The sequence below is a fragment of the Stenotrophomonas sp. GD03654 genome, from assembly GCF_029845105.1.
GTDB lineage: Bacteria > Pseudomonadota > Gammaproteobacteria > Xanthomonadales > Xanthomonadaceae > Stenotrophomonas > Stenotrophomonas africana.
On the sequence record NZ_JAOCLC010000105.1, the window covers coordinates 1 to 11,188 of the forward strand.

Annotated in this window: 10 protein-coding genes; 1 reads left to right on the forward strand and 9 read right to left on the reverse strand. The window is 66.8% G+C overall.

Going from position 1 to position 11,188, the window contains the following annotated elements:
* Window positions 1-106: 106 nt before the first annotated feature.
* The 9 genes from recO to rpoE form a co-directional block, all read right to left on the reverse strand.
* Window positions 107-826: a DNA repair protein RecO gene (gene recO, locus N5J73_RS22905; RefSeq protein WP_049445571.1), complete on the reverse strand. Its 720-nt coding sequence runs from the start codon at window positions 824-826 to the stop codon at window positions 107-109.
* An 18-nt stretch (window positions 827-844) separates the two neighbouring features.
* Complete coding sequence (era, locus tag N5J73_RS22910) at window positions 845-1,741, reverse strand: GTPase Era (protein WP_010482823.1); 897 nt, start codon at window positions 1,739-1,741, stop codon at window positions 845-847.
* Entirely contained in the window at window positions 1,738-2,418 is a 681-nt protein-coding gene (gene rnc, locus N5J73_RS22915; RefSeq protein WP_032129847.1) for a ribonuclease III, read from the reverse strand. The genes era and rnc overlap by 4 nt, the downstream gene beginning before the upstream one ends.
* Window positions 2,408-2,791 carry a DUF4845 domain-containing protein gene (locus N5J73_RS22920; RefSeq protein ID WP_010482821.1) on the reverse strand — a complete coding sequence of 128 codons (384 nt, stop codon included), beginning with the start codon at window positions 2,789-2,791 and terminating at the stop codon, window positions 2,408-2,410. Before N5J73_RS22920 ends, rnc begins: the two co-directional genes overlap by 11 nt.
* Before the next feature lie 52 nt (window positions 2,792-2,843).
* A complete protein-coding gene (gene lepB / locus N5J73_RS22925) occupies window positions 2,844-3,638 on the reverse strand; it encodes a signal peptidase I (RefSeq protein WP_049445569.1) in 795 nt (264 codons plus the stop codon).
* A gap of 54 nt (window positions 3,639-3,692) precedes the next feature.
* Window positions 3,693-5,486 carry a translation elongation factor 4 gene (gene lepA, locus N5J73_RS22930; protein WP_032129849.1) on the reverse strand — a complete coding sequence of 598 codons (1,794 nt, stop codon included), beginning with the start codon at window positions 5,484-5,486 and terminating at the stop codon, window positions 3,693-3,695.
* A gap of 180 nt (window positions 5,487-5,666) precedes the next feature.
* A complete protein-coding gene (locus tag N5J73_RS22935; RefSeq protein ID WP_049445567.1) occupies window positions 5,667-7,199 on the reverse strand; it encodes a DegQ family serine endoprotease in 1,533 nt (510 codons plus the stop codon).
* Between the two features lie 74 nt (window positions 7,200-7,273).
* Complete coding sequence (locus N5J73_RS22940) at window positions 7,274-8,155, reverse strand: sigma-E factor negative regulatory protein (protein WP_049445565.1); 882 nt, start codon at window positions 8,153-8,155, stop codon at window positions 7,274-7,276.
* Window positions 8,152-8,772, reverse strand: coding sequence for an RNA polymerase sigma factor RpoE (gene rpoE, locus N5J73_RS22945; protein ID WP_010482816.1), 621 nt, complete (start codon window positions 8,770-8,772; stop codon window positions 8,152-8,154). The genes N5J73_RS22940 and rpoE overlap by 4 nt, the downstream gene beginning before the upstream one ends.
* 235 nt (window positions 8,773-9,007) lie before the next feature.
* Between rpoE and N5J73_RS22950 the strand changes: the two genes are divergently transcribed.
* A complete protein-coding gene (locus N5J73_RS22950; RefSeq protein ID WP_049445564.1) occupies window positions 9,008-11,071 on the forward strand; it encodes a 3-hydroxyacyl-CoA dehydrogenase NAD-binding domain-containing protein in 2,064 nt (687 codons plus the stop codon).
* Window positions 11,072-11,188 lie beyond the last annotated feature (117 nt).

The following is an 11,188-nucleotide window of genomic DNA, read 5'->3' on the forward strand; positions in this document are numbered from 1 at the left end:
CCCCCTCAACCGGACCCACCCCGCCTCCCCACGGATAGCCAGCTTCTGCCGTTGACGTTGACGTTGATTCGGCAGGTGCAGGGCTGCAACCCCTGCCGAACACCCCCTACCTGCGGGGTGCGAGCTGCTCGAGCATTTCCCAGGATTTCAGGCCGCGCGGCCCGAGGTGATGGGCCAGCACCCGCCGCATCGGCAGACGCAGGCTGGCCAGGTCGGCCGCATCGGGCTCTTCGTCCGCCGCCAGCGCCAGCAGCGCCGAGCCAGTGGCGGCCGCCCGGCGTTCCCCACCGCGCTCGCTCAGCAGGCGTTGCGCGCCTTCTTGCGGATCCAGTTCATAGCGCGCGGCCGGGTCGATCGGCTGTCCGTCGCTCGCGCTGTCCAGATCGAAACCCAGGCCCAGCGCGGACAGCAGCTCGCGTTCGAAGCGACGCAGCGTCCAGGCCAGGCCGGCGCCCACGGCCAGCCGCGCACGCGCTTCGCCGTAGGCCAGGTACAACTCGGGCAACGGGTCCTGGCGCGGAGCCAGGCGCAGGGTCAGTTCACTCAGGTAGAAGCCGGCCAGCATCGCCTGGCCGACCAGGCGTGGGGCCGCGTCCAGTGCTTCCGCGCCGCGCAGCTGGGCCAGTTCCCCCCGCTGCAGGGCACTGAAGCGGATCCACTGCAGCGGCTGCAGGGCCGCGCGCAGCACCTGGCCCTTGGCCGTGGACACGCCACGCGCGAGCAGGCCGATGCGGCCATGCTGCGCGCTCAACACTTCGACCAGCAGGCTGGTCTCGCGGTAGGCCCGTGCGTGCAGCACGAAACCGGTGTCGTCCTCGATCATCATCGAAGCGACCGCGACGGCTTACTCGTAACCGAAGGCCTTCAGCGCGGCCTCGTCGTCAGACCAGCCTTCACGCACGCGCACCCAGGTCTCCAGGAACACTTTGGCCCCGAACAGACGTTCCATCTGCAGGCGGGACTTGGCACCGATCTCCTTCAGCCGGGTGCCGCCCTTGCCGATCACGATCGCCTTCTGGCCCTCGCGCTCGACCCAGATCACCGCACCGATGCGCAGCAGGTTGCCATCTTCGGTGAAGCGCTCGATTTCCACGGTGGTGGCGTACGGCAGTTCCTCGCCAAGCTGGCGCATCAGCTGCTCACGCACCAGTTCGCCGGCCAGGAAACGCTGGCTGCGGTCGGTGATCTCGTCTTCGCCGAACATCGGCGGCGCTTCCGGCAACAGCGCCAGTACGTCGCGTACCAGTGCTTCCAGGCCGTTGCGCTTCTGCGCCGAGATTGGATGCACGGACGAGAAATCGCGGCCGGCCGTGACTTCCTGCAGGAACGGCAGCAGCGCGCCCTTGTCCTTCAGCCGGTCGATCTTGTTGACCACCAGCACCACCGGGATACCGGCGTCGCGCAGTACATTGAAGGCCAGGCTGTCTTCTTCGTCCCAGCGACCGGCTTCGATCACCAGCAGGCCAGCATCGACGCCTTCCAGCGAGCCGCGTGCGGCGCGGTTCATCACCCGGTTCATCGCCCGCTTCTGCACCTTGTGCAGGCCGGGGGTGTCGACCAGCACCAGCTGGCCTTCCGGATAGGTGGCGATGCCCAGCAGGCGATGGCGCGTGGTCTGCGGTCGGTTGGAAACGATGCTGACCTTGGCGCCGACCAGGGCATTGGTCAGGGTCGATTTGCCCACGTTCGGGCGGCCGATGACGGCCACGCTGCCGCAATGATGGGAAGTTTGTTCGCTCACTTGGAATCCAGTTGTTCTAGGACGGCCGCAGCCGCCTGTTGTTCGGCAAGCCGCCGCGAGGCGCCTTCGCCCTCGGTGCTGGCGGCCGGGTCGGCTACGTTGCAGCGTACCCGGAAGTGCTTGGCGTGGTCGTCACCGGATTCTGACACCAGTTCATACTGCGGCAACGCCTTCTGTCGGGCCTGCAGCCATTCCTGCAGGCGGGTCTTGGGATCTTTCTCGGGCCGGCCGGAGGCCGGCAGTGCCTCGATCGACGCGCTGAACCAGGGCAGTACCACCGCCCGGCAGGCCTCGAAGCCGGCATCCAGGTAGATCGCGGCCACCACGGCTTCCACCGCGTCGGCCAGGATCGAGTCGCGGCGATGACCGCCGGACTTCATTTCGCCCGGGCCCAGGGTCAGCCGCTCGCCCAGTTCCAGAGTGCGCCCGATCACCGCCAGCGCGCCTTCTCGCACCAGCTCGGCACGGGCGCGGGTCATCGCGCCTTCGTCAGCCTTGGGCCAGCGTCGGTACAACGCCTCGGCCGCCATCATGTTGACGATGCTGTCACCGAGGAACTCCAGGCGCTCGTTATGCGGCGCACCGGCACTGCGATGCGTCAGCGCCTGCTTGAGCAGGGCCGGGTCGCTGAAGGCATGACCGATCAGGTCGCCACGTTGGATGAATTTACTGGGCACCGCTTCGTGTCAGGTCCTGGGAGGAATCGAATTTGCCAACCACATCGAGGTTGCCGATCAGCTGACGGCGCACTTCATAGTTGACCTTGAGCGTCCAGCCATTGTCGCGACGGTCGAACTTCACGTTGGCCGGCTTCACGTTGTCCGAATAGTTGATGTACAGGCGCTTGAAGAACAGGTCCTGGATCCGCGCCGGCTCCATGCTGCCCACACCCGGCTCGTTGGCCAGGCTCTTCATTGCCGAGCGCACCGCGTAGTACTCCTGGTACATCGGGAACAGCTTCATGCCGATGTAGAGGAAGAAACCAACCACGATCAGGACCGTCAGGAACGAGGTCAGGGTCATGCCACGCTGCGTGTTCATCGTCTTCATTGCGTTCTCCCCAGATACGCGTTGGATGTGAAATTACCCGGTTGATGCCCGATCAGTTGATGCTCGAGCCGATCCGCGACGGCTCGAAGCCATCCTTGCAGAACCAGCCCTGGCAGTTCAGCCAGATCAGGAAGGCCTTGCCGCGCAGGTTCTCTTCCGGCAGCAGGCCCCAGAAACGGCCATCGTCGCTGTTGTCACGGTTGTCGCCCATCACCAGGTACTTGCCGGCCGGCACGGTCCACTGGCCCTGGCCACGCGGGTAGTCGGTCTCCAGCACGGTGTGGGTACGGCCCGGCAGGTGCTCGACCAGCAGGTTGGCGCCCTCGCCCTGGCCCTTGTGGCCGGCGTAGATGCCCTTGTTGTCGTACTTCAGCGGTTCGCCGTTGAGGATCATGCCGTCGCCTTCGAAGACCACGGTGTCACCCGGCACGCCGATCACGCGCTTGATGAAGTTCTCGCCCTTTGCCGGGTCGTTGTCGCTATGGCCGGGGAAGTGGAACACCACCACATCGCCACGCGACGGCTCGCCAAACGGCACGATCTTGGTGTTGCTGATCGGCAGGCGCAGGCCGTAGGAGAACTTGTTGACCAGGATGAAATCACCGATCAACAGGTTCGGCATCATCGAGCTGGACGGAATCTTGTACGGCTCGGCGATGAAACTGCGCACGATCAGCACGATCGCCAGCACCGGGAAGAACGCACGCGAGTAGTCCACCAGCACAGGCTCGGAATCGAGCAGGCCCGCGCGCTGGGCGCGACGCTTGGCGAAGTACAGCTTCTCGCCAAGCAGGATCAGGCCCGAGGCCAGGGTCAGCACGACCAGGAGGATCTCAAACAGTTTCATTCAGGGTCCTTTGCAACGTCACCAGACGACCGGCCCCGCAGGGCCGGTGCGGGCTTACTTGTTGTCCATCTGCAGTACGGCCAGGAACGCTTCCTGCGGGATCTCCACACGGCCGACCTGCTTCATGCGCTTCTTGCCTTCCTTCTGCTTTTCCAGAAGCTTCTTCTTGCGCGAAACGTCGCCACCATAGCACTTGGCCAGCACGTTCTTGCGCATCGCCTTGACCGTGGTGCGGGCGATGATCTGCGAGCCGACGGCGGCCTGGATGGCCACGTCGAACATCTGGCGCGGGATCAGGTCCTTCATCTTCTCGCACAGCTCGCGGCCGCGGCGGTCGGCATGGCTGCGGTGCACGATCAGCGACAGCGCATCGACCTTGTCGCCGTTGATCAGCACGTCCACGCGCACGAACGGACCCGCGTCGAAGCGCACGAAGTGGTAGTCCAGCGAGGCATAGCCACGGCTGACCGACTTCAGCTTGTCGAAGAAGTCCAGCACCACCTCGGCCATCGGCAGTTCGTAGCTGATCTGCACCTGGCTGCCCAGGTAGTTGATGCCGATCTGGCTGCCGCGCTTTTCTTCGCACAGCTTGATGATGTTGCCGATGTACTCCTCGGGGGTGAGCACGTTGGCACGGATGATCGGCTCGCGGATCTCCTCGACCTGGTTCACCGGCGGCAGCTTGGCCGGGTTGTCCATGTTGATGATCGAGCCATCGGTCTTCAGGACTTCATACACCACCGTCGGCGCGGTGCTGATCAGGTCCAGGTTGTATTCGCGCTCCAGGCGCTCCTGCACGATTTCCATGTGCAGCATGCCGAGGAAGCCGCAGCGGAAACCGAAGCCCATCGCCTCGGAGCTTTCCGGCTCGAAACGCAGCGCGGCATCGTTCAGGCGCAGCTTGTCCAGTGCTTCGCGCAGGTCCGGGTAGTCCTCGGCATCAACCGGAAACAGGCCGGCGAACACGCGCGGCTGCATTTCCTGGAAGCCCGGCAGCGGCTTCGGTGCCGGGTCGCCGGCCAGGGTCAGGGTGTCGCCGACCGGCGCACCATGCACGTCCTTGATGCTGGCGGTGACCCAGCCCACTTCACCTGCACGCAGCGCCGGCAGCACCTTGCGCTTCGGGGTGAACACGCCGACGTTGTCGACCTGGTGGTTGCGGCCGGTGGACATCACCTGCAGCTTGTCACCGGCCTTGATCTCGCCCTGCATCACGCGCACCAGCGAGACCACGCCCAGGTAGTTGTCGAACCAGGAGTCGATGATCAGCGCCTGCAGCTTGTCGGTGTCGCGCGGCTTCGGCGGCGGGATGCGATGCACGATCGCTTCCAGCACGTCCTGCACGTTCAGGCCGGTCTTGGCACTGACCGGCACGGCGTCGGAGGCGTCGATGCCGATCACGGCCTCGATTTCGGCCTTGGCGCGCTCGATGTCGGCGGTGGGCAGGTCGATCTTGTTGATCACCGGCACCACTTCCAGGCCCTGCTCCACGGCGGTGTAGCAGTTGGCCACCGACTGCGCTTCCACGCCCTGGGCCGCATCGACCACCAGCAGCGCGCCTTCGCAGGCGGCCAGCGAGCGGCTGACTTCATAGGAGAAGTCGACGTGGCCCGGGGTGTCGATGAAGTTCAGATGGTAGGTCTGCCCGTCCTTGGCCAGGTACGGCAGCGACACCGACTGCGCCTTGATCGTGATGCCACGCTCGCGCTCGATGGGGTTGGAGTCGAGCACCTGCGCTTCCATCTCGCGGGCCTGCAGGCCACCACAGAGCTGGATGATGCGGTCGGCCAGCGTGGACTTGCCGTGGTCGACATGGGCAATGATGGAGAAGTTGCGGATGTTCCGCATCGAATCAGAAGACATAGGTGGCGGCGGCGCGCGGCGTCGTCAGGGTAACGGTCGATTATCGCACGCCCGGCGCCCCACCGCGAAAACGGCCTCATCGAGCCGGGCCCGGAATGGCCGAAGCCCCGCCGGGGCGGGGCTTCGGGGTGATCAGCGGGGCCGCCGGACCGGCCCGGGCAGGCCTTACTGGCCGGCCTTCACAGCCACGAACGCGCTGTTGCCATTGCCGGTACGCACCAGCAGCATCACCACGTCGTCCTTCTTGTAACCGGACAGCGCGCGGTTCAGGCCATCCACACTGCCGACCGGAGTGCGGCCGACCTGCAGGATCACCATGCCCGGCGACAGGCCGGCATCACGCGCCGCCTGGCCCTTGACCCCGGTGATGCGCACGCCCTCGTTGCCGTCCAGGCCGAACTGCTTGCGCTGCGGTGCGGTCAGGTCGCTGACGTCCAGGCCCAGCAGGGCATTGGCGCCGGCCTGCGGTGCCGCATCGGGCTTGGCCGTGGCCGCCGCGCGAGCGTTGCCCTGGCCGTCGTCGCTCAGTGCGGTCAGCGTGGCGCTGAGGTCACGGGGCTTGCCGTCGCGGATCACACCCAGGGTGACCCGGCTGCCCGGCGCCATCGCGCCGATCAGCGGCGGCAGGTCGGACCAGCTGTTGACCGGGCTGCCATTGACCGAGCGCACCACGTCGCCGATCTGCACGCCGGCCTTCTCGGCCGCACTGCCGGGCACGATCTGGTTGACCAGCGCGCCACGGCTGTCCGGCAGCCCCAGGCCCTGTGCCTTCAGCGAATCGATCGGTTCAACCACCGCGCCGAGCTGGCCACGGGTGACCTTGCCGCTCTTCTTGATCTGCTCGACTGCGCTCATCGCCAGGTCGATCGGGATCGCGAAGCTGATGCCCATGTAGCCGCCGGAGGCGGAGAAGATCTGCGAGTTGATGCCGACCACTTCGCCACGGGTGTTCAGCAACGGACCGCCAGAGTTGCCCTGGTTGATCGCCACGTCAGTCTGGATGAACGGCACATAGCGCTGGTCCGCACCACCGGTGCTGCGGCCCAGTGCGCTGACGATGCCGGCGGTGACCGAATGATCGAGACCGAACGGCGAGCCGATTGCGACGACCCACTGGCCGGGCTTCAGCGTGTTGGAATCTCCCACGCGCACGGTCGGCAGGTTCTTGCCTTCGATCTTCAGCAGGGCCACGTCGTATTGCTGGTCGCTGCCCACCACCTTCGCCTTGAACTCGCGGCTGTCGCCCAGCTTGACCTTCACCTCGCTGGCATCGGCCACCACGTGGTAGTTGGTCAGCACATAGCCGTCGGGCGAAATGATGAAGCCCGAGCCCATGCCACGGCCCTTGATGCTGGGGCCACCGTCTGGCCCACCCGGACCCTGCCCCGGCATCGGGAAGTCCGGGCCGAAGAAGCGGCGGAAGAACTCCGGCATGTCATCGTCGCCCATCGGGCCGCGCGCGGCCTGGCGGTTGTTGCGGACGATGGTGGTGTCGACGTTGACCACGCCCGGGCCGACCTGTTCGACCAAGTTGGTGAAGTCGGGCAGGCCACTGACCAGCGGCTGCGCCGGCGCCCGCGCTGCTGCAGCTGGCGCAGGCTGGGTCTGCGCGACAGGCGCGGGGGCCTGTGCGCAGGCCACCAGGGGAAGGGTCAGGGCCAGCAGACCCATGGCCTGCGTGCGGAGTCGGGGAGTCATCGGACGGCAACCTCCGGATCGGGTGGAAAGAGGAATACGGGCCCCGCCGACGGCGGGGCGTGAAAGCGCCCGGCTCAGTCGCGCGGGCGCGGCGGCACCGGCAGGTCATCCTGCAGGCGCGGCTCGAACGGGTAGAACGCGGCCCCCCCGGCATGGGCCGGGAAGCTGGCATTGAGCGCGCCGCCGGCAGCGGGCGCCAGGCTGGAACGCGGCCACGGCCGGGCCTGCAGTCCGCCCACCTCGCCGAACGGCAGGTTGCGGCTGGCGTTGGCCGGCACGGTCGGGGTCAACGGCGCCGGCGCTGCGGCGATGGCCCGTTGCGGAGCCTCATCGCGCTGCGCGGCACGCCCGGCCTGCTGGGTGCGCGTAGCGCTGGCACGGCGGGCGTCCTGGCGGCGGCTGGAGGCAGCCATCGCCACGGCCGGCGCCGCTGCCACAGCCATTGCCGCGGTATCCACCGACGCTTCGGTGACCGTCGCCGGGGTGGCCGGCGCCGGCGCCAGTTCCGCCTGGCTGGCGATCACCTGCGGCGCCAGCGGTTCACCCGGCGTGGACTCCTTCAGTTTCTCGCCGCCGATGAACAGCGCGACGGCGGCAACCGACGCGGCCAGGGCGGCACCACCGCCCCACGCTCGCCAGCCCGTACGACGTACCTGGCGGCGCGGCTCGGCCTGTGGTGCGGGTTCGGCCGCGATGGCGGCAGCCACGGCAGCACTGAATCCGGCCGGTGCCAGCGCCGGGGCCTGCCCGCGCATCACATCGCCCAGCAGCTGCCAACGTTCCTGGCAACCCGCCAGTTCGGGATCGTGTTCCATACGACGCAGCAGGAAGCGCGCCTCATCGGCACCCAGCTCGCCATCGATCAGGGCCGACAGCTGTTCGCGGTGGCGCTGGTCCAGGCGCTGCCCGGCGGGCGATTGGTGGTTCTGCGATTCGTTGAACGGATTACTGGTCATACGCGGCTCTTCTCACGGGTGGCGCTGCCGATGTCCAACAGCGGCCGGAGTTCGGTGTCGATCGCCTCGCGCGCCCGGAAGATCCGTGAACGCACGGTGCCGATCGGGCACCCCATTTTCTGCGCGATATCCTCGTAACTCAGGCCTTCCACCTCGCGCAGGGTGATCGCCAACCGGAGCTCTTCCGGCAGCGCGTTGACGGCCTTCATCACCGTCTGTTCCAGTTCCTGGCGCATCAACTCACGTTCGGGGGTGTCGGTGTCGCGCAGGCGCGTCCCGCTGTCGAACTGTTCGGCATCACCGATGTCGATGTCATCGGTCGGCGGTCGGCGATTGTGTGAAGCCAGGTAGTTTTTGGCGGTATTCACGGCGATTCGATGCAACCAGGTTGAGAACTGGGCATCGCCACGGAAACTTCCGATCGCGCGGTAGGCACGGATGAAAGTGTCCTGGGCGACGTCCTGACATTCGCTCCAGTCGGCGATGTAGCGACCGACCAGGGCCACCACGCGATGCTGGTACTTGCGCACCAGGACATCGAACGCGGCGCTCTCGCCGTGCTGCACGCGCCGGACCAGTTCCAGATCCAGCTCCTGAGGTGTATCAACATCGGCCATGAGGGGCCGCACTCCTGTCAGCCCAACCGACGTCGGGCAATGAGACTGCCAATCCCGGGAAAAGTTCAGTCGCCGATCACCTGGCGCCGCACCAGCTTTTAACCACCGTTCCGTTAGCGTTCCGGTCCACGGCCATGGATCCGGGGTCGCCACTCCCCTGCTATTGGGATTTGACGCGGGGGAAACAACCTCTGGATCATAGCCGCTTCTCCATACACAACCGGATGGAACGTCCATGCTCTCAGGCTTCGATGGTCTCCGCTTCAGCCACTGGCACCCCGAGATCCGCGACGACGGCGTGGTGGTTCTCTCCCTGGATCGTCAGGACAGCAGCGTCAATGCCATGTCGCAGGATGTGCTGCTGGAACTGGGCGACCTGCTCGAGCGCATTGCACTGGACCCGCCCAAGGGCGTGGTGATCCAGTCGCTGAAAAAGGCCGGCTTCATTGCCGGTGCGGACCTGAAGGAGTTCCAGGAGTTCGACCGCCGCGGCACCGTCAACGACGCCATCCGTCGTGGCCAGGCCACTTACCAGAAGCTGGCCGAGCTGCCCTGCCCGACCGTGGCGGCCATCCACGGCCACTGCCTGGGTGGCGGCACCGAGCTGGCGCTGGCCTGCCGCTACCGCGTGGCCTCCAATGACAGCAGCACCCGCATCGGCCTGCCGGAGACCCAGCTGGGCATCTTCCCGGGCTGGGGCGGCAGTGCGCGACTGCCGCAACTGGTGGGCGCACCGGCGGCGATGGACATGATGCTGACTGGCCGCACCCTGTCGGCCACGTCCGCGCGCGGCATCGGCCTGGTCGACAAGGTGGTGGCGCCGGCGGTGGTGCTCGACACCGCCGTGGCGCTGGCCCTGTCCGGCACCACGCGCCCGTTCAAGCAGCGCGCGACGGCCTGGGCCACCAACACCTGGCTGGCACGCACGCTGCTGGCGCCGCAGATGGTCAAGCAGGTCGCACGCAAGGCCAAGAAGGACCAGTATCCGGCGCCGTACGCGCTGATCAGCACCTGGCAGCGCAGCGGCGGCAAGCCGATCCAGGCCCGCCTCGACGCCGAACGGCGCGCGGTGGTGAAGCTGGCCAGTACACCGACCGCGCGCAACCTGATCCGCATCTTCTTCCTGACCGAGCGCCTGAAGGGCCTCGGTGGCGGCGATTCCGGCATCCGCCATGTGCACGTGGTGGGCGCCGGCGTGATGGGCGGCGACATCGCCGCGTGGGCCGCCTACAAGGGCTTCGAAGTGACTCTGCAGGATCGTGAGCAGCGCTTCATCGACCCGGCCATGGAACGCGCGCAGGCACTGTTCGCCAAAAAGGTGCGTGACGAGAGCAAGCGCCCCGCCGTGGCCGCGCGCCTGCGTGCCGATCTGGAAGGCAACGGCGTGGCCGAGGCCGACCTGGTGATCGAAGCGATCATCGAGAACCCGGAAGCCAAGCGTGCGCTGTACCAGACGCTGGAACCGAAGATGAAGCAGGACGCGCTGCTGACCACCAATACTTCGTCGATTCCGCTGGTGGAACTGCGCGACCATATCCAGCGCCCGGCACAGTTCGCTGGCCTGCATTACTTCAACCCGGTCGCGCAGATGCCGCTGGTGGAAATCATCCACCACGACGGCATGGCGCCGGAGACCGAGCGCCGTCTGGCCGCGTTCTGCAAGGCGCTGGGCAAGTTCCCGGTGCCGGTGGCCGGCAGCCCGGGCTTCCTGGTCAACCGCGTGCTGTTCCCGTACATGCTGGAAGCCGCCACCGCGTATGCCGAGGGCATTCCGGGCCCGGTGATCGACAAGGCCGCAGTGAAATTCGGCATGCCGATGGGCCCGATCGAACTGATCGACACCGTGGGCCTGGACGTGGCCGCCGGCGTCGGCCGCGAACTGGCGCCGTTCCTGGGCCTGCAGATTCCGGCCGCGCTGCAGACGGTGGAACCGGACAAGCGTGGCAAGAAGGATGGCCAGGGCATCTACACCTGGGAAAACGGCAAGCCGAAGAAGCCGGACGTGGCCAGCGATTATCAGGCCCCGGCCGATCTGGAGGACCGCCTGATCCTGCCGCTGTTGAACGAAGCGGTGGCCTGCCTTCACGAAGGCGTGGTGGCCGACGCGGACCTGCTGGATGCCGGCGTGATCTTCGGCACCGGCTTCGCGCCGTTCCGCGGTGGTCCGATCCAGCACATCCGTGCGGTCGGTGCCGATGCGATCGTCGAGCGGTTGAAGGCATTGCAGCAGCGCCATGGCGACCGTTTCGCCCCGCGCCCCGGCTGGGACAACCCCGCCCTGCGCGAACCAGTGGTTTGAGTTTATCGGCCGGGCCTGCGGCCCGGCACCCGCGTTTCAAACCAAAGCCAAAGCCAAAGCCGGAGCCGGAGCAACAGCCGGCTCTGGCTTTTCTGTTTGTTGGGTGGGGCGGTGTGG

Excerpts from the sequence above, each read along its gene's own strand:
- recO (WP_049445571.1), bottom strand. The coding sequence starts at position 826 with ATGATGATCGAGGACGACACCGGTTTCGTGCTGCACGCACGGGCCTAC.
- N5J73_RS22920 (WP_010482821.1), bottom strand. The coding sequence starts at position 2,791 with ATGAAGACGATGAACACGCAGCGTGGCATGACCCTGACCTCGTTCCTG.
- lepB (WP_049445569.1), bottom strand. The coding sequence starts at position 3,638 with ATGAAACTGTTTGAGATCCTCCTGGTCGTGCTGACCCTGGCCTCGGGC.
- lepA (WP_032129849.1), bottom strand. The coding sequence starts at position 5,486 with ATGCGGAACATCCGCAACTTCTCCATCATTGCCCATGTCGACCACGGC.
- N5J73_RS22935 (WP_049445567.1), bottom strand. The coding sequence starts at position 7,199 with ATGACTCCCCGACTCCGCACGCAGGCCATGGGTCTGCTGGCCCTGACC.
- N5J73_RS22940 (WP_049445565.1), bottom strand. The coding sequence starts at position 8,155 with ATGACCAGTAATCCGTTCAACGAATCGCAGAACCACCAATCGCCCGCC.
- rpoE (WP_010482816.1), bottom strand. The coding sequence starts at position 8,772 with ATGGCCGATGTTGATACACCTCAGGAGCTGGATCTGGAACTGGTCCGG.
- N5J73_RS22950 (WP_049445564.1), top strand. The coding sequence starts at position 9,008 with ATGCTCTCAGGCTTCGATGGTCTCCGCTTCAGCCACTGGCACCCCGAG.